This is a genomic window from Methylophilus sp. QUAN (assembly GCF_015354445.1).
Classification (GTDB): domain Bacteria; phylum Pseudomonadota; class Gammaproteobacteria; order Burkholderiales; family Methylophilaceae; genus Methylophilus.
This window is the reverse complement of the sequence record NZ_JADKYT010000003.1, coordinates 434757-457880: the sequence shown is the minus strand read 5'-3', so window position 1 is coordinate 457880 and position 23124 is coordinate 434757. Positions and strand designations below refer to the sequence as shown.

The following is a 23124-nucleotide window of genomic DNA, read 5'->3' as shown; positions in this document are numbered from 1 at the left end:
CCAGCACTCGGCATCAATCATTTTAGAGGTGGAATCGGCCATGGCCAGACCCAAAGCAGATAAAAGTTTAGACAAAGAACTCGGAATCAACGAAGTCGAAACACACAAAGACCCCGCCACCCAGGCAATGGATGCCGAGGCGCGCCGTACCCGCCTGAAAACCCTGATTGTTCTGGGTAAAGAACGTGGTTACCTGACCTACGCCGAAATTAACGACCACCTGCCGGACGATGTGCAAGACTCCGAGCAGATCGAGAGCATTATCGGCATGATCAACGACATGGGTATCCAGGTCTATGAAGAAGCGCCGGATGCCGAAGTGTTGCTGATGTCTGATGCGCCACCTGCAGTGACTGACGAAGATGCAGCAGAAGAAGCCGAGCAGGCCCTGGCCACGGTAGACTCCGAGTTTGGCCGTACGACAGACCCGGTGCGTATGTATATGCGCGAAATGGGTACGGTAGACCTGTTGACACGTGAAGGCGAAATCGAGATCGCCAAGCGTATCGAAGATGGCCTCAAACACATGGTGCAGGCCATTGCCGCCTGTCCAACCACCATCGCCCAGTTGCTGGAGATGGTTGATAAAGTTGAAAAAGACGAGATGAGCGTCGATGAGCTGGTAGACGGTTTGATCGATAGCGACCTCGGCCTGGATGACGCCTTGGCGGTGGCTGACGCTGAAGAAGAGGAAGCCGCTGACGAAGAAGAGGATGAAGACGACGAAGATGGCGATGCGAAAGCATCCGCCTTGTCCGCTGAAGCGCTGGCCAGACTCAAAGACGAAGTCCTGTCTCGCTTTGCCGTGATCCGCGCGGCTAACACGCAAATGAACAGCATCCGCGAAGCCAAGGGTACCAATGATGCAGAATACAAAACCCTGCATCAACAAGTGCTGGACGAACTGACTGCGTTCCGTTTCTCTGCCAAGCAAGTAGAAGCCCTGTGTGACCAGGTGCGTAACATGGTCGAAGAAGTGCGCACGCATGAACGCAAAATCATGGATTTCTGCGTGGATAAAGCCAACATGCCGCGTCAGCAATTCATCAAGAGTTTTGTCGGCAACGAAATCAACCTGGAATGGTTAGATGGCGAACTGGCAGGTAATCCAGCGTACGCAGAGCGTTTAGGCCGTTTCAGACACTCGATTCTTGACCAGCAAGAGCGCCTGCAAAACCTGCAAAACCGTGTGGGCTTGCCAATCAAAGAGCTGCGTGAAATCAACAAACAAATGACCACCGGTGAAGCCCGTGCCCGTCGCGCCAAACGCGAAATGATCGAGGCCAACCTGCGTCTGGTGATTTCCATCGCTAAAAAATATACCAACCGTGGCTTGCAGTTCCTCGACCTGATCCAGGAAGGCAACATCGGCCTGATGAAAGCCGTGGATAAATTTGAATACCGCCGTGGTTACAAGTTTTCTACCTATGCAACCTGGTGGATTCGCCAGGCCATCACGCGTTCGATCGCTGACCAGGCACGTACCATCCGTATCCCGGTGCACATGATCGAAACCATCAACAAGATGAACCGTATCAGCCGCCAGATTCTGCAAGAAACCGGCCTCGAACCTGATCCGGCCACCCTGGCTGAAAAAATGGAAATGCCGGAAGAAAAAATCCGCAAAATCCTCAAAATCAGCAAAGAGCCAATCTCGATGGAAACGCCGATTGGTGACGATGAAGACTCCCATTTGGGCGACTTTATCGAAGACAACACCACACTGGCACCTATGGATGCAGCGGTTTACGCCAGCCTGCGCGACGCTACAAGTGAAGTGCTGGAATCACTGACCCCGCGCGAAGCAAAAGTACTGCGTATGCGCTTTGGTATCGAAATGAACACTGACCACACGCTGGAAGAAGTGGGCAAACAGTTTGATGTCACCCGTGAACGTATCCGTCAGATTGAAGCTAAAGCACTGCGTAAACTGCGCCATCCAACGCGCTCCGAACGCCTGCGCAGCTTCTTAGAAAACGGACAAGATTAGTTTATAATCGAACGCTTTTCGGCCCCTTAGCTCATGCTTGGTTAGAGCAGCGGACTCATAATCCGTTGGTGCTGTGTTCGACTCACAGAGGGGCCACCATTTATAAAGAGACTCAAGGTTAACGCCTTGGGTCTTTTTTGTTTTGTGGTGAAGTAAACTAAATGCGAGGTACGAGAGCGTCTCAATGAAAAAGGGTTACGAACCTCGCAACCCTTCTTTAGGCCAACATGCGTTTGGTTTATGAAATCAACCCAATGTTGATGATGGTTATAAATCTACACTGTTTGTTTACGACGGGCGACAACACCAATCAAACCCATACCCAGAATCAGCATGCCATAGGTTTCAGGCTCTGGAACTGCAGTGACGGTATAACTAAACTTGTTTGCGGCAGCAGTTGCGTTTTCAGACTCGACGAAAATTTGAAGGGCTGCTCCATTTACAAGGGTGTTTAGTCGCATAGCAATATTACTTCCACGCCTTCCAGCTTGGGTAACCAAGTCAGTTTTTCCATCGGACCTATCGGGTGCCCATAGCTGCTGACCGGCGCCTAATAAAAAAGCTTGAATTATCGGGTCATAGGTAAAAGTGAATGTGCTTGAGGGTTTGTTTAATAGTTGAAGATCGGTTGTGAGTGACGTTACATTATTTGACATCGTGTAGTTGAAGCTTTTCAAATCACTCGCATTTACCAAGTTGTCTGATCCAATGTTTGTAGAATCATAAGTAAACTGTCCAGATAACTTCACGGTTGCCGCTGCATTGTTCGGGGCGTAGTCAAAATTGACTTGCACCAAGGCTGCCTGCGCAATGGAGGAGGCAAAAGTAAATGTAGCGGCAAAGATAATCTTGTGAATAAATGACATAGACGTTCCCATCTTTCTTTTTGTTGATTTTTTAAACTGATATTTAGTCAGCTGTAAGTTGCTAACAAGTGGTGCGAATCATAACCGTGGGAACTTATTGCGGGAATAGCCCTTTTAGGCCTGTTTATTTCAGCAGCCTGGCGCAGGTTACAGCCTGAGGGCGGGACCGAATCGCAACTTCAGCTCACGTCCCGAAGCTCACCAACTCGCAGCTTCAAACACCACCCACAGTCGCTCGCCTTGAGTCATAGCCAAGCAATCAGGGACTGGCTGATCGACTGTAATCCCAATGGCAATCGTGGGCCGTTAGTTGGCTTGGTATTTGATGTTAGATCATTCCGGGCGGGAGCGGATCAAGATGGGTGGTTTTTTGTCTTAGTTGAGAGACCTGTTGTAATTTAATTATTTATCAATAGTAGTATTGGGCAATTGACAGCTTTGATGGATATCTATATTTTGAAATTCCCAATAAATGTAGGACTTCAGTGTAATGTTTAAATTTATTTTTGGCTGCTTAATGATAACCAACTGTGTAGTCGCGCAGGCAGAGTTCATCGATCGCGGAAATAATTTTGTTTATGACACTGAGCAAAACATAACTTGGGTCGCAGATTTAAGCGTATTTTCTACATTGCTTGCCAATGATCAAAATATAGTAAGCAAGATTCTTGCTAAGACTCCAACCATTGCTAATTCTGGCTATATTTCATACGACGTTGCCAGTCCTAATGGTGTGCTCACCAATTACACATTGACAGCTGATGACTTTGGTAGCAAGCGTATGACAGTATTTGGAGCAGCTGCATTTGCTAATTATGTTAGTTTAGGTGGGTTTGATGATTGGCGTATAGCTGGAAATTTATACTTCGACAAATTGGGGAATTTTACTAATGAATTGAAGTATTTGATGAGTGAAGGGTTCGGATATGGGAAAACACCAACTCAGGAAAATACCAATACAATCAATCTATTTAATGCGCAGTCATTTTATGATGACGCATTTTGGTTAACATCTCAGTTAGACAGTATTGGCGGTAACGGTACTGCATCTTATGTCAATACTAGTGGGACCATTAGTTTAGGTAGCTCAACTGCAATTAACAGATTAAATGTAATGCTCGTCAGAAATGGGGATACATTGCCAGTGCCAGAGCCTCAAACTTTTACAATGTTGATGGCAGGATTAGGATTAATAGGCTTTGTTCAAAGACGCAAAAAATTGAATTCATAATCCGTTTGTCGTGGGTTCGATCCCAGCACACCCTACCAAAATATAAAAGACGGCTTGCAGAAATGTGAGCCGTTTTTCTTTTCTCAATGCCGAACGGCGACTCAGAATTTCAGATTTCAGTTTCTCACTATTTTCCAGCAGATGCAGTTTTAGCGGTTTTTCAGGATTCCAGTGTTTCAGGATTTTTAGCCAGTTGCCCGCACTTCGACTTCTAAACTCACCGACCCCGTCCACAAGCCCTGCCCATGGTCACACGTCTTGAGCCATAGCCAAGCAATCAGGAGCTGGCTGATACGACTGTAATCCCGGCACAAATAATTGGCCGCTATGTTGGCTTGGCGTGGGAGTTGGGTTTATCGATAAAAAGGCCTTAATTAGTTGGGCCAACATCCATTCCATCATATGATTCAATATGATATTTCTCTGCGAGCTTGTAGAACTCATGGTTACGAACATTGAGTGATTCAGGTGTGTGGTGTTCGACTCTTTCCATATGAAGAAAAAAGGTTGATTTGTCTTCAGTTGGGTAAATATTGACATAGCGATACCCGTTCTTTGTTAAGTAGTCAGCAACCGACTCAAGTTTCTTGGGACTAGGGTCAGTAAAGAAATACCCCCAAAGTAACTTACCGTCAATACTCCCTTTCTTGTACGCAGGATTTGCTCGCATTTCTTGAAACATCTGGTTTAGTTGTTCTAACGTGATAACCGCACTGCCTTCAGCCATCGCTATGTTCCCAAAACTCCAGAAAGTTGATACGAATAAAAAATATCTAACTAATTTCAAAATGTGCATAGCAGCAATAATCTAGTGATTTGTTAAATCATATTATTAAACTAAGACGTTTTATTTTCAATCTGAGATTCACATACTTGCCAGCCACAGCTGGTGTCCATAGTCGCACGCCTTGAGCCATAGCCAAACAATCAGGGGCTGGCTGATACGACGGTCATCCCGGTGGCAATCGTTGGCCGTTATGTTGGCTTGGCGTAGGAAGTCAGATTTGTTTAGCAGGAAGACTCTACCGTTGATAATCAGATTCGATTGTTAGGTGGGCAGTTCAAGATGAGAGACTTAAGGTTAACCCTTTGGGTCTTTTTTGTTTTGGGGTGAACTAGTCATTTTTAATAAAGAAGACATAAATTCGTAGTAGCTTGGTGACCAATATGTAATAACTAAAACTATATGAAAAAAGGGTTAACCACGCACAGAAGTATGATGATTCATAGAAGACCATGCCTGACAGAAATTGCTAATTTGACTGAAAGGTTTCATTTTATGAGGTGGATAGCACAACAGATGCATGTGGTTCAGAATTTTTGCATCTGACACTTTATTATTAACTACTTCCTCAGAACGTCGAATCTTGCACGTTCGTACCCCACTACTAATAGTCGCTCGCCTTGAGCCATAGCCAAGCAATCAGGGACTGGCTGATCAACGGTAATCCCGGTGGCAATAGTTGGCCAGTATGATGGTTTGGCGAGGAAAGTCGGATTTATGCAAGCGGGAGTGACTAGCTTTGATAATCAAATTCGATGAAGAGCTTTATCGCTTACGCATTCGGCCTGCATTTGGTCATCGTCGTCTCAATGACGTTACTCGACTGCAAATCCAGAAGTTTCATGCAAAGCTGATGAATGAGGGGCTGGCATCATATTAAGCTCATTCGCCGCATGTTGGAGTGTCATCTCAGACCCCAATCCAGCATCACGAATTGAGATGTGGGTGTGACGGGGCGAATCACTCCCCAGTGATAGAAAAGTGGCAGGAACAAGGCTCTTTTTCTGGCCTGGTTCTTGTTTTTCACTGGTTACACTTATTAGCATTTTATGGTGAAAGGAGTAGAAAAATGATGATCCAAGGACTTGGCGGTGCGGCTTCAATGTATAGCGCCCTCCCAAAATCGGTCAGTCAGCGGCAAGAAGTGCCAACCTCAACAGCAAAATCTGCCGATACAGTGACCATTTCCAATGCAGCCAAGGCTATTGCTGCTGGTGGCAACGGTGCCACACAGTCCATAACAGCGGCACAACAGAAGCTATTGACGTCTGCAAGTGATGACCCTCAAAGTGCGGAGAAAATCGCTTATGACATGGCAAATGTTCCAAGCACCATTTTTTATGACCTTCGCGGCGTCGGTGGTGGAGACCCGGTAAATAAACTCTCCACAACAGGGCGCATTATTGATGATGCCTTCAAGGAAAAATTCGCCACCGAAGCAGCCCATATTGATGCCCAACGGCTGGCAATCTATAACTCCGAAAAAGCTAAAGGTGCCGACCCCGTAACAATCATATCCAAAATGATTGATTTCACGAACTCTCAATCGAGGGATTATCTTGAAGCCTCTGCATGGCTTGGATAAGCAGCACGCCAAAAAGATTGAGCTGGAGATTTTTCAACCATTGGTGTTGATCTGCAGCTAGCCATTGCTGATATGTGCATATTGCAAAAATCTCGGAAGATCTGCGAAATAAAGCTGGCTTACCCAAGCTGCGCATACTCAATTTGAGGCATCAGTTTGGCAGCTTTTTGGTGAATGATGGCCAGTCTCTGTGCACGGTTCAAAAAATCCTTGGTCACAGTGATCCATCGATGACACAGTATGTGTCCATTTGTCAGTGAGTGCTCAGCTCCAGGCAGATTCAATCAGCAGCAGGTGTTTAATTTTCTGAATTTCGACACAGAATGCAACTGTAATACTTGATCCATAGCCCACTTGCTTCTAGCTGCTTAGCTTGGAGGTATTAGTACGCACTTTGGCGCATTTTGAATATTGAATGGCGCGTTTAGATTTATGTGTGCCTAGCAATCTTCCAGATAATCAACCATACAAATTTCCTCAATTGAAAAGGGACATGTATGGTTAAAATTGATAAATCAAAACCAGTTCTTGTGACTGGTGCGACTGGTTATGTCGCTGGCTGGATCGTGAAGCGGCTGCTGGAAGAAGGTGTGACTGTTCATGCCGCAGTTCGAAATCCCTCTGACCTCTCAAAAGTTGCACATCTTACTCAGCTTGCTCATAACAAACCGGGTAAGCTTATTTTGTTCGAGGCTGATTTACTGGATACTGGCTCGTATCAAGAAGCCATGGCAGGATGCGAGGTTGTCATTCATACGGCATCTCCCTTTACGCTGAATATCAAAGACCCTCAAAAAGACCTGGTCACTCCAGCAGTAGAAGGTACCCGTAATGTGCTCGAAACAGCGAATAAAACGGCATCGGTAAAGAGAGTTGTTTTGACCAGCAGTTGTGCGGCTATCTATGGTGATACTGCCGACAAAGAGTTGATTCCTGGCGGTGTTTTCACTGAGTCACATTGGAACACAACCTCGACACTTAAACATCAACCGTACTCATTTTCAAAGACCATGGCGGAGAAATTAGCCTGGGAGATTGCAAACAAACAAGACAGGTGGCGGTTGGTCGTTATTAATCCCAGTTTTGTATTGGGGCCGGGGATTATTCCGCATTCAAATTCAGAAAGTTTTAATTTGCTCAGACAAGTGGGTAATGGCCGATTAAAAGCTGGCCTACCAGACATTGGCGTGGGTGTGATTGATGTGAGGGATTTAGCGGATGCTCATGTGCGAGCTGCATATCTGCCTAATGCCAATGGCCGCAATATTATTTCAGGGCAAAATACCTCTTTGTTGGGGATTACCAAAACATTACAGCATCGATATAGTGAATATCCCATTCCGTCAAAAACGTTACCAAAATGGTTGATATGGTTAATTGGCCCACTGGCTGACAAAACCACGACACGGAAATTTGTTGCCCGCAATGTAGGTTATTCGTGGCATGCTAGTAACGAAAAGAGTATTCGAGAGTTAGGAATGTCCTATAGACCGATGGATGAAACCGTCAATGCCATGTTCCAACAGCTCATTGATCATGGCCAAATCCCTCAACCAAAGAGACGCTAACCCAGAAGGATCCACGCATTGAAAAGAGTCGTGCAATTTACTGTGCAACCAGGCTGGCGCCTATTAATCAGTGACCTTGGCATTAATCCCGAGGATGTGCTGCGATTAGCAGGCCTCCCGCTAGACCTGTTTTCCCGTAAAGATGCGGCAGTCGATGCCAAGCAGTATTTTCAGTTATGGGATGCGCTTGAGCGTGCCGATGGGACTGAGGATTTGCCTCTAAGGATAGGCCAAATTATTTCAGTTGAAGGATTTGACCCGGCTGTATTTGCCAGTTTATGCAGTCCTAATTTGAATATTGCACTGCAAAGACTATCCGCTTTTAAGCGGCTGGTTGGTCCCATGTATTTGCATGTGGCAGTCAATACAAAGGCCACGGAAATCTCATTGGAGTGCTATGGTCAGGATCTAATGATCCCTCGCAATCTAGCAGTTACTGAGCTGGTATTTATTACGCAGTTAGTGAGGTTAGGCACCCGTTATTTGGTCAAACCAGAAGAAGTCCTTCTACCCGAACTGCCAGCTCAATTGGATAAATACACAGCGTTCTTTGGCGTCAAACCTAAACAAAGCAAACATGCTGATATCAAAATATCTTTCTCTAGTCAGGAGGGTATTCGTCCATTTATGACGGCTAATGAGTCAATGTGGGAATTCTTTGAGGATGGTCTGCGCCAACGCCTGGCAAAGCTGGATTCAACTGCCAGCATTAGTGAACGGGTAAAAGCCGCGCTATTGGAAGGTTTACCTGCGGGGCAGTTTGCTATCGGTCATGTTGCAAAGCAGCTTGCGCTCAGCACGCGCACTTTGCAGCGTCAGTTAAGTGATGAAGGAAGCAGCTTTTCCACTATATTGAACGCAACCCGCCAGGAGTTGGCCATTTACTATCTTGGGAAACCAACCATGGCTCACGGGGAGATTGCGTATCTGCTCGGATTCCAGGATGTAAATTCTTTTAATAGAGCGTTCAAAGAGTGGATGGGTGTTACCCCGGGATCGTTTCGCTACCAGGCGCCATTACATTAGCTGTTTATAGTAGATTATTTTTACCGAGGGTTTTTTATCTACGGGGCTGATTGACATATGAAAATAAACCTCGTACCGGGGTCTTTTTTTAAACACTGCCGTCAGGATGTTTTTATGCATTAATGGTCTTCTATCAGGCCAAAAATTTGATGGTAGATGGCCGCCGTAATGTGGACCGCGAACAAGGGGTAAATCATGACCGAGATCAGATAGTGAATCCCTAAGACTGTCTGGTGAATGGGATGAGCCCGCTCAAACAATGGCGGTAATTCAAATAGACCAAAAAAATGAATAGCTTCGCCGCTGGTTAACAGTATCAAGATACCTAAAACACATTGTGTCATGATGATGAGGTATATGGATCGATGCAGGGAAATCGCCACCAGTTTTTGCCAGGTTTTGATGCTGTAAGAGTGAATGGGATTCGGATTCAGATTTCGCCATGTCAATCTGGCCAGCATCAGTATTAATAACAGCATGCCAATGGAGGAGTGCTGGGAGATGAGCCCTGACTTCTCAGGGCCGGGATCTTTATCTGCAAACTGGCTAGCTACCACAATGAGCGTCAATAGCATCGCAACACTGCTCCAGTGCAAAACTCTGGCGATCAACCCATATTGTGTTTGCGAGTTTTTGAGATGCATGCTCATCGTGGCGGGCCCTTCAGATTATTGTTTTGCTCCAGAGCGCATTTACTTGAGGGAGTATCTGAGCGTTTTAATGGCGGCCATGCCAAACCCAAACGTGGTTAACGATAGGGTCGTGTAGAGAAACACAATATATGGCAATGAATGGATTTTGGGGGCAATTGCCAGCACCAGGAAAGCCGTTGGGTTGCCTATGGAGCCGAGTGCCATCGGCCAGAGGACAAACTTAGGCAAGGGGATTTTTGACGCGTAAAAACCTAATAACAACATGGTCATCATCAAGTAATCCAAGTGGCCGGACAACAGGTTTTCTGTGCTGGTAAATAGATTGAGCATGTAAGGAATTTTCATGCCGCGGGTCATTACCAGGCACCAGGCCAGCACTAATCCCGCAAGTAATGTAATACAGGCTGTCCTCAGTAAGATGACATTGCCAGCATGTTTATCTTGATTCATTTTTTATTTCCCCTAACCGTCTTTGTTTTAATTAAGCATAGCCTTTAAGCCGCCTGACCTGGCTTCATTCAAAACCCTCATATGATGATGTTGACCAACATAAGGCAGACAGGTCTGTTCGCAGTGTATAAATTTTTTTTGGCTAATGCAAGGGGGCTGAGGTGTTGGTATCGGAGGATTCCCTGATGGGAGTCGTTGGTTGAACGGCAGTTTGAGTGCAGGGTGCGTGATATTCGCTCGATGATGAGCGAGGTACAGAGGGGCCTCTATTGCCCCTCATGCCATGTTGAATGACATTCATCTCATTTTATAAGTATCGCGATGGGAGAGGGCGATGGAAGGAGAGGCCGCGCCCAGGAGGATGGCCAGGGCGTGATACAAATAAGGCACAAATGTAATTGCAGCGAGGGCTGGCGTTAAATCGAACACAAAGGCGACGGAAGGGATGAGCACCAGCCAATGTTTGCCGATGATGGTGCCTCTGATCAGGCAGATTGCCCATATCCCCACCATAGACAATGCATACAGTAGCGAACTGTTTGCGATCATGCCGGTGTCAGCCAAATAGGTTGGCAAAGCCAGGACAAGATAAGTCATGATGAATAATCTGGTATTAGAAAAGACTTTATACATGGCTCAGAATCCTTGTTTATGCGTCATGTTGAAAATGCATTCAAGTCGTATGGTATACATTTCTGTGGATAAAATTAGTCCTTCAGATTGCATATAACTGTTTCTTATTGGGATACAATCGGCGTATGTATGATTTGAACCTAATGATCATTTTTGCCCATGTGGTCAATGAGCAAAGCTTTTCGGCGGCCTCCAGAAAGCTGGGTATGACCAAGTCGTCGGTGAGCAAGGCGGTTGCCAAGCTAGAGCATGCGCTGGGCGCGAGCTTGTTGAATCGTAGTACCCGGCATCTCAGCCTGACCGAAATTGGCGCCAGCTTTTATGACTATTGCACGCGCATCCGTGATGAAGCCGAAGAAGCGCAGCAGATGATTGAAAGCCTGAATGCGCAGCCCAGAGGCGTGCTCAAAGTGGCTGCCTCTGTGGCTTTTGGCACTTTGCATGTTGCGCCTGCCATTGCTGAGTTTATGGATAGATACCCGCAGTTGGAAATCGATATGACGATTACTGACCGCTTGGTGGATATGACTGAAGAGGGTTACGACGTCGTGATTGCGATCACCAGGGATTTGCCGCAAAGTCTGGTGGCCAGAAAGCTGGCGCCGATCCGCAGAAACCTGTGCGCAACGCCCAAATATTTTGAGCGTCATGGCATCCCGGTCGTCCCGCAAGAGTTAGTCCATCACAATTGCCTCGACTATATTCACTCTGGCGATAAAGGCCTGTGGCGCTTTAATGGACCTGAAGGCGAGGTCACGGTAAATGTCTCTGGCAGATTGCGAATCAATGACGATGAAGCATTATCGCAAGTAGTATTGGGCGGCTTTGGTTTAGCGCTATTGCCGACCTTTATTATTGGTAAAGACCTGCAGGCCAAGCGCCTGAAATCGGTGTTGTCTGAATACATACCTGTCGAGCAACATGTCTACGCATTGTATTTACCCAAGCGTAATCTGCCGTTGAAAACCCGCGTTTTCATCGACTATCTGTCTGAACGATTTGGCGCAGAACCTTATTGGGATAAAGATTAGCTTGTCAGGTCGCAAAGTAATTGTAGCTCGATTGGAAACAGTTATATTCTATTAAACAGGCTTATTTTTTCCATCTGTCCCGATTATTCTGTTGGCTTGCCCTTCAGGGATGATTAGCATTTGGTATGGTTGGAAAATATGGAATCTGAAAACTTAATATTGTCGGATCAGGACTACGCACGCTTATCCATGCTTGCAAATGATGAGTTGTTACGGGATGAGTTAGGCAGGGCGGTGGTCGTTGCTGCGGATCAGGTGCCTGAGGATGTGGTGAGAATGCACTCACGCGTGATTTACCTGGATAAAAGCAACGATTTAAAAAGGGAAGTGGAATTATGCTTTCCTGACGAGGCTGATTTGAAGCAGGGCAAGATTTCTGTATTTTCACCGGTGGGAACTGCTTTGCTTGGGTTAAAAGTCGGCCAGGAAATTGATTGGCCATTCCCTAATGGGGAGTCGCGGCGATTGCAGGTGATGAACGTGATGCATGCGCCTTAGGGCGTATTCCCGACATATGAGGGAATATCTCCCATATGAAAAATGGCCGCTTCGCTGCATGATTCAGTTCAGGGCGTGCTTTGCCACTAGGACCGTTTAAACTGATGCGTGATATTTGCGCGACTTATTTTAAACGGGGTAAAACATTCCCTACCCGCATTCGATTAACTGCATATTGATCTCAATGCCAAAGGCATCTCCTCCGAGGTGCCTTTTTACTTTTCTAGCTTATGTGCACCGGTACATTTGTCTTTGTAAGCGGCTAGCGTATTGTTAAAAGTCTTTTTCCGTTCATTAAACGCACTGGTTTTGGCATTGACCTGATCCAGCTGGTTTTTTAAGTCTTCCAGGCTGCCATTGAATTGCTGTTGTTTGGCTTTTAATTGCTGCGCTTTTTCTGTGAGCGCGGATGAGTCTGCATTAAATTGCAGCGTGTCTTTATTAAATTGGTCGACTTGTTGATTGATTTTTTTGGCGGTCTCGGCATCTACTCTCTGGCGGGTCTGGGAAGAGAGCACTTGTTTTCTTTTCGCGAGCGCGTCATTGCGTGCGTTCATGTCTACAATTTCTGCCTGCACGCCGCTTGCTTCTTTCTCCAGCACAAGCCGTGCATTCTGGTTGGCCTGAACGAGATTTTCGGCATTGAGTACTTCGTCGTTCATGCGTTTAGTTTCAAGTTGAAAACTGTCAAATTGCTGCCTGATGGTGGCATCCGTGCTCATGCATTGCTCCAACTCATCAAACGTGATGGCTGGCATGTCTTGCGTGTCTTTTCCCCATACGTGATAAATGCCGGGCAATCTGATCGTCGCTGCTTGAGGTGTTTCTTCGGCCGCTAAACTGGTGTTTGCCATAATGAACATTGCGCCAAGGGTGATAGGTAAAAGGAAATTCATTTTTATTTTCGATTGAGCGTGTGATTTAAGTGTATGACGAATCTCGATACTTTAATGCATTATTAATGTATTTGTTATGGCGGGATAGGATGCGTAAAGTTGATTTACCTGAGCGGAAAATTCAAACTTTTTAACAAGTGCCTATCATATAATGCCGGGCAGTTAAGTAAGCAGCATTAGGCCATGTCTTCCAGTAGTTTGCACAATACCTCAATAGACAAAAATCGTCGCTCGTGGCACAAAAAATCGCAGCTAGTCGATAGTACGGGCGATAAATATATCGTCTTCACGCATGATATTTCTCTTATGGGAATGAGTCTTTTCGCTGACAAGCAATATAAACCAGGGCAGATATGCAATATCGATGTACCGGTATTTGTCGGCTCGGCACTGCGCAATTACCGGTTTAATTGCCGGGTGATTTTTTCATCACTGTGTGGCATGAAAGGCTTTAGAACCAACCTGGAGTTTCTGGACGTCTCGTCAGAAAATAGAACCTTGATTCAGTCGGTGATGGCGAGATAGCCAGCCTTTACCGAGTAGAGCTATCAATGCTCTGCCTGCGCTTAGTTCTGACCCGAGCGCGCTTTCTCATATTCCTCATAGGTTTTGGTGTTCAGCTTCTCCAGGCATGACTCGACTTCACCTGGCGGCTGGCTGCGGCAATTGTTTCTTGCCCCTTCTTTGACGCCTTCGTACCATGATTGTGTGGTGCAACCAGACATGGTTAAGATGGTAAAAGCCATCAGGACTAAGGATTGTTTTGAATGCATGTTTAGTCGTTCTCAGATAGATCTAAATTATTAGTCTAAGGTCACTATGTGACACCACAGGCGAGTGTATCACTAAAAATGCGCCACTCTTCGTGAGGATTTGGCGGTGGTGAGTGGGGCGTGGTGCTTTCCTTCAGCGCGGTGCATCAATAGTGCTGGATATCTCCAGAGAGGATGACTCGCTCGCCCGATGCTACAGGCACCAGTGTCGCCAGGCATGCCGCCACTTTAGAGGCTTCTACAGCACGCAGGTGTTTGGGTAAAAGCGGCGCTAACAGTTTGAACATGGCAATGCCGAGTTTCTCGGCACGGCGTTGCGGTTGCTTTAATGTCTCGCGATCCCCCAGCAAAAAAGACGGACGTGCGATGACTAATGCCTCAAAAGGCAGTGTTGATAGCTCAGCTTCGAGCTCGCCTTTGATGCGGTTATAAAAGAGCAGTGAGTCGACATCTGCGCCCATAGCACTGACCAATCCGATACGCTTTGCGCCAGCTGCGAGCCCGGCATTTGCAACAGCGAGATTCGCATCCAGGTCGATGGCTTCAAATGCTTGTCGGCTACCGGCTTGTTTAATGGTGGTGCCTAGCGCCAGGTAGATTTCATCTAGCTGCGGCAGTTTGGGTAAGTGGCTAAAGTCTACCAGGTGCATGTGAAGCTTGGCATGCTGGAGTGGCAGTTTGCGTCTGGATAACAGATGAATTTCTGAGACTGTGTCGTCTTGCAGCAGGCGCTGCAAGATATGCGAGCCTACCAGGCCTGTTGCACCAGCCACTAGTACCTTGCGATGGGTCACTTGATTCTCCTGCGGTAACATTATTTTGAGCTCATCAATGAGAGCCTGCTTAGATGGCCAACGGTTTGGCTTGACGGTATTGCAAATCCTCGAGGGTGACATCCATGCCACCCACCTGGATACCTAATAGCGTCAGCAGCGGGTCTAGCAATACACGGCCAATCTCGCCTAAAAGCGGGCTGACAATGGTGGAAATGACCGTATTCACTAGGCCCAGGTTCAGCACACTCAGAATGGTGATATTTAATGACCCCGGTTTGGCCAGGGCGTTTTCCAGGCTACTGCCTACGGAGCTGGAGACGGATTGCGTTTGGGGTAAGTGACTTTCCACCGGATTAGCCACTGAATATTCAAGGGTTTGCGCATTGCCCGGTTGGATGGGCAGGTTTAAGCCTATATCTGCAATGGGGATACTCAACAAAGTCGACACCCTGGCGGGCCCGGTGCCAGCGTTATTGGTGAGTGTGAGCGCTGCGATGCCTGGGCTGGCCTCTATTTCAACCTCCGATACGCCATCATTTTGCTGAATGTGACGCAGTCCGGCAGTGCCTTGTGCGACCTCGGTATTCAATGCCAGGTCTATGCGTGCCAGTAATGGAATATTGACCAGGACGCCAACCTTGGTCCTGATTTGCGCGGTCCGCGCAATCGCACATAAGTTGCCATTGCCTGCTGCCGGGCCTACGCTCAGTTGCGGTGGCTCAATCACCGTTACTAGTGCATTGACGTTGGCGATAGAGGCGATATTGAGTGCCAATGGCAGGCTGATGGCATTGGTGCCATTGGCGATCATGGCCGCTGTCGTAATCAGGGATAATGCATTCAGGGCCACGGCGGTGGCGGCATTAGGGTCAGGCGTGGTCACCGCCAGCACATCGCCCAGCCTGATGGGCACATTCTTCACGGCAATCGCCGCGATACTCTGCATGGCCGACACTGCTTGCAGGTTCGCAACACCACTCTGGCCCGCCGCGCTGGCGATCAGGTCGAGTAAATCGCCAATTTGCATATTGGTATTCAACAGATCTTCCAGCGTCCCCGCCTGTCCGGACACGGCTAAGATGTCGTGCAAGGTGATTTTGGTGGCAGCGATGCCACGATAAGTCACTGCATCCAGGTTAAGTGGTCCGCCCAGCATGCCGCCGAGCAGCCCATTTAGCAGCACGGATTGCTGGCTGCTAAGGCTTGCCGTAAAACTGCCCACCCCAAAGACCGCCAATGGTGGGTCGGATGCCGAGACAGCTTCCGCCCGCAATGTCATGGTGCCGCCCATCAGTCCGCCGGCGACCAGGCTTTTGGCCACTTCTTTGGTTGCCCTGACATAGATTGCCTGATTGCTGCCGTCAGCGGTAAATTGCCGTATGCCTTGCACCGTATCTAGTCTGCCAAGCAAGACCTGGTTGGGGTTGCTGGCAAGCTGCCCGTCATAGCCATTATTGACGGCCGCTTGCTGCGCCATTTGCATGATGTTTTGCAGGTTGGCCTGGCAGCCAAGATAGCGTGAAGCGTGAATGGCGGACATATCCGCTATCGATTGCAATTGCTTTTGCTGCATCCACAAGCGGCCGCTGTCTACCACTAGCGCAGTGAAGAATAATGCCATTAGCAGGAGCAAGCCTCCCGCCAGACCAATCGCGCCGCGCTGGCTGTGCGCGCTAGCGGGTGGTGGGCATCGCATGCTCATAGTACTCTGGGATGGGTTTCTCAAAGCTCTTGATGTAGCGGCTATGCACTTTATCCATCACCTCGCCGGAAACCGGCTGGGCCTGGGGGGAGGCGGCTTTGCCTGAACGTTGCAGTTCCAGCCATTGTTGCGTTGGCGTTAGCGTGCGTGCTGGTGTTTTTGCTGTAGTCTGCACTGTGGTCTCCACGGATGTCTGGCGGTCTTCTGCCATGGCGTGGTGAATGCTGAAAAAACCGCATAGCGCTAGCGTAAGAATGCTTTTCATGAGGGACTCCTTGCGGTTTAAGGGTTTGTGCTATGGCTATCCGCAGTCATTTTCTTGAGTTGCTGCATTTCTGTTGCATCGACACCAAACTGCCTGGCAAAAGCTTCTGCGCGGTTGATGTCTCCCTGCCGGTATAGCAGCAGGATGAGATTGTGGGCGGCTTGCCGATAGTCCGGCGCAAGTTCGACCGCTGTAAGAAACTCATGCAAAGCAGGCTCGGTGGCGCCAGATTGCATCAGGACATAGCCATGATCATTGCGGATGGTATGTTCGGTTGGCAACGCATTACTGGCGGCTTGCAGATAGCGCAGAGATTCCTGCAGGTTTCCGGCATTGCTGGCGATGAGCCCCAGGCCGCGGTAGGCGTAGCCGGAAACACAACTGGTGACTAACTGTTCATAAATTGCCTGGGCCTGCAACGCGCGCCCGGTCTGGCGTAAGCCATGGGCACGCAGCAAGGCTGCCTGTTCATTTTTAATGTTGGCGGCCTCCAGGTGTGCAAGTGCGGCATGCGGTTTGCCTTCTGCCAGCATCTGCTGGATCAGCCCCAGTTTCGTGGTTTCTTCAGGGGATACTGCTGAACAAGCTTGATTCTCGGTATTTTTTATTTGCCGCAACGACTTTGTATCGGTGTCAGCCGCAAGCGCGTGTGGCAAACCATGCATGCATAGCCATGCCAATACCATCATGAGGGTGGTCGATTTCATAAGCCGTTTGCTCCTTTCAATGCCTTGGCCAGCCCGATGAACCCTGGCCCGGCCAGGAAAATCATCAGTGCTGGGAACAAGAACAAAATCATGACAACTGTCATTTTTGCCGAGAGTTTGCTGACATATTCTCGTAACTCCGAAACCTGGCGTTGCTCAATCAGCACAGTATATTCAGTCAGGGAGTCCCTGATATTGCCGCCATAACGCGTGACCTGTTTCAGCATGGCGATCGTGTCGTTCAATTCCATCACTTCTAATGGTGCCGCCATTTCCACCAGTGCATCCGACCGGTCTTGCCCTGTCTGTATGCGCTTGATGACCTGGTGCAGTTCTTCGGCAAGATTGGGAATAAGGTCTTTGCCCTGTTGCTCAATGACTAGCAAAATATGCTCCATGGCCAGGCCAGCCTCAAACAACATGCGCAGCAGATGTAAAAACGGAATCACTTCTTTACGAATGGCATCGCGCCGGTTTTGTGCTTTCCAGCGCAGTAAACGACGAATCAGCACAAACGTGGCGGCAAACAGAAACAGAAAATGAAACAGTATATTGATCAGGGTGTCCTGGTTCAGGATGGCATAAATGGCGGCAAGGATACCGAGTACCATGGGCAGCCCCCAGGCGATGAGCAAAAAGGTGCATTTTGCCTTGGCGCCCGGCCAGCCAGCCTGTAACAGCAAACGTTGCATTTCTTCCATTTCACTGCGCGACACTTTGCCTAGCATGTCTTGCAGGGCTTCCTCCAGATCGAGTGAGCCGAGTTGGGCGGAAATATGTATGCCTTCCTGGTGCAAGGCTTCGCGGAAGCGTCGCTGGATATGTCTTGGATGGCTATTCTTTTGGGCACTGTAAAGCAACAGCCCTGCTGCCAGTAGCATGAGGAGGATGGAGATTGACCAGGCTATATTCATGGTCAAACACTCCGCAGCATGCGCCAGAGAATGATGGCGCCCAGCCCTTGCAATACCATGGCTGTCACGATCATGCTTTGTCCTGAGGCATCTTCTAGCAACATGTTGAGGTAGTTGGGATTGGTTAACATGATGTAGGCGGCGATCACCAGTGGCGTCAATCCCAGCACCCAGGCTGACATTCTGGTTTCCCCTGTCATGGCAGCGAGCTCTCGCCGCGCAAGTTCCTGTTGGCGTACCATTTTTACCACGCTCTCCAGCATATCGCGCGGGCTGCTGCCATGATGATTGCTGATGCGCATGGCCAGTGCAATCAGGTTCAGTTCACGCAGGTTATGTAGCCTGGCCGCTTCTGTCAGGCTTTCAATCATGTCTGCGCCCAGGTCAGCTGCGCGCACCACGCGATCCACTACGTCACGCAATGGTGTCAACGACTCATTGGCAGCAAAACGCATGGCACTTTCCAGGCTGCGGCCGGTGCTGAGGCTGCGCAACACCTGGTCAATAAACAGAGGAATCTGGGCCACGGTTTGTGCCCGGCGGCGATGCAGGCGGCTGTATGGCAGCAAAAAACCGAACACAAAGATGGCTGCACTGAAAATCAGCACGGCGCCTAACAAACCATAAATGAACCATCCCACCATGCCGGTGAAAAAAAAGGCGACCGGGATGCCAACGACATGTTTTTTTTGCAGCTCGAATCCGGCATAGATGGAGGCACGCACTTTCAGCAGGTGCCAGTAGCTTTGCTGGGTACCCGGGGCGACGCCTGAGACGGTACTGCCATACGGCAGCACTTCCCGGAAATGGAGCATCATGCGTTCGCGCAAGCGTTTCTGCTTGCTATGCCTGAGCATCCACACGGCGAGTAACAGCATACCGATGGCGCCGACAATAAACCAGATGGCCAGTGTATTCATCACAATTTCCTGAACGCCAGGTCTTGTAATTTTTTATTGCAGGGGCGTACCATAGGATGCGCAAAATGCCCGGTGCTGGCGTCATAAGCGTAGAGTTCATTCAGCACGAAATGACCATCCCGCACCCCCGCAATCTCGGTAATGGAGATCACCTTGCGCTGTCCGTTGGGCATGCGGGAAATTTGCACCACCAGTTCAATCCCGGCCGCGATCATTTTGCGCAGGGTGGCTTCTGTGCCATGAAACTTGGCCAGGCCTGCCAGCATTTCGAAACGCAGCATGGCGTCCTCCGGACTATTCGCATGCACGGTACTCATACATCCGTCATGCCCGGTATTCATCGCCTGTAGTACGTCCATGACTTCTTCGCCGCGGACTTCGCCCAGCACAATACGGTCAGGCCGCATACGTAAGGAGTTTTTGACCAGTTCGCGCGCAGTAATTTCACCATGGTCGTCGATATTGGAGGGCCTGGTTTCCAGCCTCACCACGTGCTCGTGTTCCAGTTGCAATTCGGCAGCATCCTCGATGGTGACGATGCGCTCGCTGTGCGGAATAAAGCGGCTCAGGACATTCAATAAGGTTGTTTTGCCAGCGCCTGTACCGCCACTGACAATCAGGTTGCAGCGCCGCTCAACTGCGGTGGTCAGGAATGCCAGCATATCGTTATCCAGCGTGCCGTATTGCAGCAAATCGCCAGAGAGCAAGGGTTGTTTACGGAATTTTCGAATGGATAGGCAAGGGCCATCAAGCGCCAGCGGCGGGATAATCGCATTGACCCGGCTACCATCCGGCAAGCGCGCATCCACCATGGGGCTGGCTTCATCAATACGGCGCCCCAGATGGGCGAGAATGCGGCGGATCACGCGTAACACATGCTCGTTATCAATAAACCGTAACTCGGTGGTTTCTAGGCGTCCATCCCGTTCTACAAAAATCTTCTTGGGGCCATTCACCAGGATATCGTTAATGCGGTCATCCTTGATCAGGCTCTCCAGCGGGCCATATCCTGCCAGTTCATCGACCACTTCTTCTACCAGGTTGTCCAGGTCGTAACCACTGATGGGCAAATGCCGCTCGGCGACATAACTGATCACTTTCTCCCGCACATAATCGGCGATGTCGCTGCGTGCCAGGTCAAGCAGGCCGATATGGTCGCGTTCAATTTCTGCAATCAGGTGCTGGTGGAGTTGAAACTTGAGCTCCTGATAGTCCTGTGCCTGTTTCAGGCCATAATCAAATCCACGTAGCTGAAGATTCATTTTTCACCCTCTAGAGTTTTTCACGCATAGGCGTGATAGCCGTGATCAGTTTATAAAGCAGGCCGTCTTTTCTCTCTGAGGCGGTGACTGGGGCATCCAGCAGTTTGTCCGCCAGTTTGCGCACACTCACGCTGTATGGGTCATTGGGAGACAATTCAAACATGCTTTCACCCGAATTCATGGTCGCCAGGCGGGCCATGCCTGAGGAAGACAGCGTGCCAAACAGCGGCAAGCCAAAGGACTGGGCAATACTTTCGGCATCTGGCGGCATTTTTGAGAGATAGTGGTCTACCACCACGCCTGCGCCGCTCAACAGCACTTTCTCTTCACGCAGATGTTTGATTAATTGCATATTCTGTCGACAGCTAGGGACGCTTTGCTCTACTAATAACAGCATCTGATCGACATTGCCCAGTAACAGCAGCAGGAAATCTGAGCCAACCATGCCACCAAGATTGATGACAATTCTGGGAAAGTGCCGACGCAGACTGCGTAACAACACGCAGACGTCTGCTGCCGTGAATTGCGCACCGGCCCAAGGGTCTTCTGGCATTGATAATACGGTGAGGCCGCTTTTATGGCGGCCAAAGCCGGTCTGGATCAACGTAGAGTCAATTCTGCGCAAGCTGCGAATGGCGTCAATAAAACTGTAAGACGAAGTCAGCCCCAGGTATAACATGGCATCCCCATGCGGGACGCCCAGGTCAAGCAACAGCGTGGGTTCGGTTTCTTGAATTGCCAGCGCCAGATGCAGTGCAAGCATGGGTGAGTCACTGCCTGGCCGCGCACTGATTACTGCCGTAATTTTGCCGCCATGATCTGATTGCGTGGTATGCAGGGCCGCATCGCGTGGTGTCAGGCGCTTGACCTCAGCCACCACCTCACTGGCACGGGTGCCCGTTTTGATAAAGTCGCGCGCACCCAGACGCATCACAGTCAATAGCAGGTCCTGGTCAAAAGAGTCTGCGACAACAATCACTGGCAGAAATGGCTTGGCGGCAATCATGCCCTCAATCAGCAGCGCTTCTTGCCTATAGTCTGTTGGATTCAGTTGTATAAAAATGGTAGCCGCTCCCACCGCATCCGAGAGTTGCACCACGCGCTCTGTCGCCGGGGAGTCTGCAGGAATCACATCGCCTTCATCCCGGAGGGATTGGGTTAACCATTGCAGGCACTCCTGGGACTGGGTGATGGCAATGTAGCAGTTGCGTTCACTCATCTTTTATTACCTCGAAAAACCGGTGGTAGGGATGCCTGCATCTGGCTGGGGCCCTTTTTGGAAGAACAAATCACTGAAGCTGGGGTTGTAGTCACGCAGATTGCCGCCTGGCAACGCGGGCATGGCGGCATCTTTGGCGATGGGCCGCACTAGGTGTGGGGTGACGATCATCAATAATTCCTTATCTTCGCGCTCGAAGCGGGTCGAGCGGAAAAAAGCGCCTATGATCGGTAAATTTCCCAGGCCTGGCAGCTTATCTACGTTTTGCAGCGTATTGCGGCTAACCAGCCCGCTCAGCACGAAGCTTTCGCCATTGCCCAGTGCTACGCTGGTGTCCGTCCTGCGCACACGCAGGCCAGGCACGGCCACACCGCCGCTTTGTACCGCATTGGAAAAATCGATTTCACTGACTTCCGGGGATACTTTGAGGAAAATTCTGTTGCCATCCAGCACGGTCGGCGTCAGCATGAGGCGCACCCCGTATTCCTTGTAGCGTATGGTGACGGTACTATCACCACCGGCGCCCGCGCGGATAGGGACCGGAAACTCTCCACCCGCCAGAAAGCTCGCGCTTTGGCCAGAGAATGCGGTCAGGCTGGGTTCCGCCAGTGTGTAGGCAAAACCATTGGCCTCCAGAATGCTCAGTGTACCGAGTAACCCCCGGCTGGCATTCCCGGCCACAAAATTGAATGCACTGGCATTCGGTAAAAAGCCTGAGGCACTATTCAGCGTAAATCCGTTATCCCCGGTTTGCACCCCACTCAGATTGCCCGGAGACCCAAGAGCAATGGTGGAGTTACGGCTATTCTTACCCAGGAAAAAACCTGCGCGCATCATATTCTGGCGGCTGACTTCTACCACCTTGATGTCAATCTGTACTTGGTTGTCAAAGCTGCTTGCAGTGGCGTCCATCGGCGCCTCGGCCTTTTTATCCACTGCCTGGCGTGCTAAGGCGTGTTCTTCCAGAGAGTCTGCATCACCTGTAATGGCCACCTGGTTGCCCGCAGGTAACAGTTTGATGCTTTTTGAAAATTGCAGCTTTTGTTTTTCGACCGCTGTGCTAATGCTGACGGTGACCTTGAGCTGCTTAGCAGGCGCTGCAGCCTGCTCACTCTCCCAGATTGAAATTTCTGTTGCGCCCGCCTGTTTGCCTGTAATCATGATGTTGTGCGATGTCAGCATCGCGATGTTGGCGACGTCAGGGTTACCTACGGCGATACGTTTGACGGCTTTGGCATGGACATAGACCTGCTGGTTGCCGACCACCAGGCTCAACTCACTCGGCTCTTCGGCCTGAGCCAGCAGAGCCAGGCTGCATAGGCAGCTTAGCAGCATTGACCAGGCATATTTCACTGTTTGCATGATGTGTCCTTGG

The 23124-nt window shown here is 49.3% G+C and carries 27 protein-coding genes and 1 tRNA gene; 11 read left to right on the top strand and 17 right to left on the bottom strand.

Annotated elements, in window-relative coordinates; all coding sequences use genetic code 11:
• Positions 1–40 precede the first annotated feature (40 nt).
• Both rpoD and INP79_RS14645 read left to right on the top strand, forming a co-directional pair.
• Positions 41–1990 carry an RNA polymerase sigma factor RpoD gene (rpoD, locus tag INP79_RS14650; protein ID WP_194754942.1) on the top strand — a complete coding sequence of 650 codons (1950 nt, stop codon included), beginning with the start codon at positions 41–43 and terminating at the stop codon, positions 1988–1990.
• A gap of 20 nt (positions 1991–2010) precedes the next feature.
• Positions 2011–2089: transfer RNA gene (locus tag INP79_RS14645), tRNA-Ile, on the top strand.
• 176 nt (positions 2090–2265) lie between these two features.
• Here the strand turns inward: INP79_RS14645 and INP79_RS14640 are convergent.
• Complete coding sequence (locus tag INP79_RS14640; protein ID WP_228520069.1) at positions 2266–2856, bottom strand: FxDxF family PEP-CTERM protein; 591 nt, start codon at positions 2854–2856, stop codon at positions 2266–2268.
• A 490-nt stretch (positions 2857–3346) separates the two neighbouring features.
• Here INP79_RS14640 and INP79_RS15525 point away from each other — a divergent pair, with 490 nt between their 5' ends.
• Positions 3347–4087, top strand: coding sequence for a PEP-CTERM sorting domain-containing protein (locus tag INP79_RS15525; RefSeq protein ID WP_228520068.1), 741 nt, complete (start codon positions 3347–3349; stop codon positions 4085–4087).
• On the opposite strand, the gene INP79_RS14630 is transcribed toward INP79_RS15525, so the two are convergent.
• Together INP79_RS14630 and INP79_RS14625 are read right to left on the bottom strand one after the other, a co-directional pair.
• Complete coding sequence (locus tag INP79_RS14630; RefSeq protein ID WP_194754940.1) at positions 4082–4321, bottom strand: hypothetical protein; 240 nt, start codon at positions 4319–4321, stop codon at positions 4082–4084. The two genes, INP79_RS15525 and INP79_RS14630, sit on opposite strands and share 6 nt — an antisense overlap.
• A gap of 136 nt (positions 4322–4457) precedes the next feature.
• On the bottom strand, positions 4458–4814 hold the full coding sequence (locus INP79_RS14625) for a ribonuclease E inhibitor RraB (RefSeq protein WP_228520066.1): 357 nt from the start codon (positions 4812–4814) through the stop codon (positions 4458–4460).
• 796 nt (positions 4815–5610) lie between these two features.
• Between INP79_RS14625 and INP79_RS15680 the strand changes: the two genes are divergently transcribed.
• The 5 genes from INP79_RS15680 (at position 5611) to INP79_RS14600 (ending at position 9050) form a co-directional block, all read left to right on the top strand.
• A complete protein-coding gene (locus INP79_RS15680; RefSeq protein WP_194754939.1) occupies positions 5611–5751 on the top strand; it encodes a hypothetical protein in 141 nt (46 codons plus the stop codon).
• Positions 5752–5940: 189 nt separating this feature from the next.
• Positions 5941–6456, top strand: coding sequence for a hypothetical protein (locus tag INP79_RS14615; RefSeq protein ID WP_194754938.1), 516 nt, complete (start codon positions 5941–5943; stop codon positions 6454–6456).
• Positions 6457–6530: 74 nt separating this feature from the next.
• On the top strand, positions 6531–6716 hold the full coding sequence (locus INP79_RS15675) for a tyrosine-type recombinase/integrase (RefSeq protein WP_194754937.1): 186 nt from the start codon (positions 6531–6533) through the stop codon (positions 6714–6716).
• 237 nt (positions 6717–6953) lie between these two features.
• Complete coding sequence (locus INP79_RS14605; protein ID WP_194754936.1) at positions 6954–8024, top strand: aldehyde reductase; 1071 nt, start codon at positions 6954–6956, stop codon at positions 8022–8024.
• A gap of 18 nt (positions 8025–8042) precedes the next feature.
• Positions 8043–9050: an AraC family transcriptional regulator gene (locus tag INP79_RS14600; protein ID WP_194754935.1), complete on the top strand. Its 1008-nt coding sequence runs from the start codon at positions 8043–8045 to the stop codon at positions 9048–9050.
• Between the two features lie 119 nt (positions 9051–9169).
• Here INP79_RS14600 and INP79_RS14595 read toward each other — a convergent pair whose 3' ends face one another.
• From INP79_RS14595 to INP79_RS14585, 3 genes are all read right to left on the bottom strand, one after another.
• Positions 9170–9694, bottom strand: coding sequence for a cytochrome b (locus tag INP79_RS14595; protein WP_228520064.1), 525 nt, complete (start codon positions 9692–9694; stop codon positions 9170–9172).
• 48 nt (positions 9695–9742) lie between these two features.
• Positions 9743–10153, bottom strand: a complete 411-nt coding sequence (locus INP79_RS14590; RefSeq protein WP_194741292.1) for a hypothetical protein — start codon at positions 10151–10153, stop codon at positions 9743–9745.
• A gap of 297 nt (positions 10154–10450) precedes the next feature.
• Positions 10451–10786 carry a hypothetical protein gene (locus INP79_RS14585; protein WP_194754933.1) on the bottom strand — a complete coding sequence of 112 codons (336 nt, stop codon included), beginning with the start codon at positions 10784–10786 and terminating at the stop codon, positions 10451–10453.
• Between the two features lie 125 nt (positions 10787–10911).
• Here INP79_RS14585 and INP79_RS14580 point away from each other — a divergent pair, with 125 nt between their 5' ends.
• On the top strand, positions 10912–11817 hold the full coding sequence (locus INP79_RS14580; RefSeq protein WP_194754932.1) for a LysR family transcriptional regulator: 906 nt from the start codon (positions 10912–10914) through the stop codon (positions 11815–11817).
• 138 nt (positions 11818–11955) lie between these two features.
• A complete protein-coding gene (gene rnk / locus INP79_RS14575; protein WP_194741295.1) occupies positions 11956–12315 on the top strand; it encodes a nucleoside diphosphate kinase regulator in 360 nt (119 codons plus the stop codon).
• A gap of 215 nt (positions 12316–12530) precedes the next feature.
• Here the strand turns inward: rnk and INP79_RS14570 are convergent, their stop codons facing one another.
• Positions 12531–13169: a hypothetical protein gene (locus INP79_RS14570; RefSeq protein ID WP_228520062.1), complete on the bottom strand. Its 639-nt coding sequence runs from the start codon at positions 13167–13169 to the stop codon at positions 12531–12533.
• A 225-nt stretch (positions 13170–13394) separates the two neighbouring features.
• Between INP79_RS14570 and INP79_RS14565 the strand changes: the two genes are divergently transcribed.
• Positions 13395–13736: a PilZ domain-containing protein gene (locus INP79_RS14565; RefSeq protein ID WP_194754930.1), complete on the top strand. Its 342-nt coding sequence runs from the start codon at positions 13395–13397 to the stop codon at positions 13734–13736.
• A gap of 41 nt (positions 13737–13777) precedes the next feature.
• Here the strand turns inward: INP79_RS14565 and INP79_RS14560 are convergent, their stop codons facing one another.
• The 10 genes from INP79_RS14560 to INP79_RS14515 form a co-directional block, all read right to left on the bottom strand.
• Positions 13778–13984 carry a hypothetical protein gene (locus INP79_RS14560; RefSeq protein WP_194755110.1) on the bottom strand — a complete coding sequence of 69 codons (207 nt, stop codon included), beginning with the start codon at positions 13982–13984 and terminating at the stop codon, positions 13778–13780.
• A 146-nt stretch (positions 13985–14130) separates the two neighbouring features.
• Positions 14131–14778, bottom strand: a complete 648-nt coding sequence (locus INP79_RS14555) for an NAD-dependent epimerase/dehydratase family protein (RefSeq protein WP_194754929.1) — start codon at positions 14776–14778, stop codon at positions 14131–14133.
• A gap of 49 nt (positions 14779–14827) precedes the next feature.
• On the bottom strand, positions 14828–16456 hold the full coding sequence (locus INP79_RS14550; protein WP_194754928.1) for a TadG family pilus assembly protein: 1629 nt from the start codon (positions 16454–16456) through the stop codon (positions 14828–14830).
• A complete protein-coding gene (locus INP79_RS14545; RefSeq protein WP_194754927.1) occupies positions 16434–16727 on the bottom strand; it encodes a DUF3613 domain-containing protein in 294 nt (97 codons plus the stop codon). The genes INP79_RS14550 and INP79_RS14545 overlap by 23 nt, the downstream gene beginning before the upstream one ends.
• Before the next feature lie 17 nt (positions 16728–16744).
• Positions 16745–17434: a hypothetical protein gene (locus INP79_RS14540; protein ID WP_194754926.1), complete on the bottom strand. Its 690-nt coding sequence runs from the start codon at positions 17432–17434 to the stop codon at positions 16745–16747.
• On the bottom strand, positions 17431–18348 hold the full coding sequence (locus tag INP79_RS14535) for a type II secretion system F family protein (RefSeq protein ID WP_194754925.1): 918 nt from the start codon (positions 18346–18348) through the stop codon (positions 17431–17433). The genes INP79_RS14540 and INP79_RS14535 overlap by 4 nt, the downstream gene beginning before the upstream one ends.
• 2 nt (positions 18349–18350) lie before the next feature.
• Positions 18351–19268 (bottom strand): type II secretion system F family protein, encoded by a 918-nt coding sequence (locus INP79_RS14530; protein WP_194754924.1) that lies wholly within the window; start codon positions 19266–19268, stop codon positions 18351–18353.
• Positions 19268–20530 carry a CpaF family protein gene (locus tag INP79_RS14525; RefSeq protein WP_194754923.1) on the bottom strand — a complete coding sequence of 421 codons (1263 nt, stop codon included), beginning with the start codon at positions 20528–20530 and terminating at the stop codon, positions 19268–19270. The genes INP79_RS14530 and INP79_RS14525 overlap by 1 nt, the downstream gene beginning before the upstream one ends.
• 10 nt (positions 20531–20540) lie before the next feature.
• Positions 20541–21749 carry a hypothetical protein gene (locus INP79_RS14520; RefSeq protein WP_194754922.1) on the bottom strand — a complete coding sequence of 403 codons (1209 nt, stop codon included), beginning with the start codon at positions 21747–21749 and terminating at the stop codon, positions 20541–20543.
• Positions 21750–21755: 6 nt separating this feature from the next.
• A complete protein-coding gene (locus INP79_RS14515; RefSeq protein ID WP_228520060.1) occupies positions 21756–23111 on the bottom strand; it encodes a type II and III secretion system protein family protein in 1356 nt (451 codons plus the stop codon).
• Between the last annotated feature and the right edge of the window lie 13 nt (positions 23112–23124).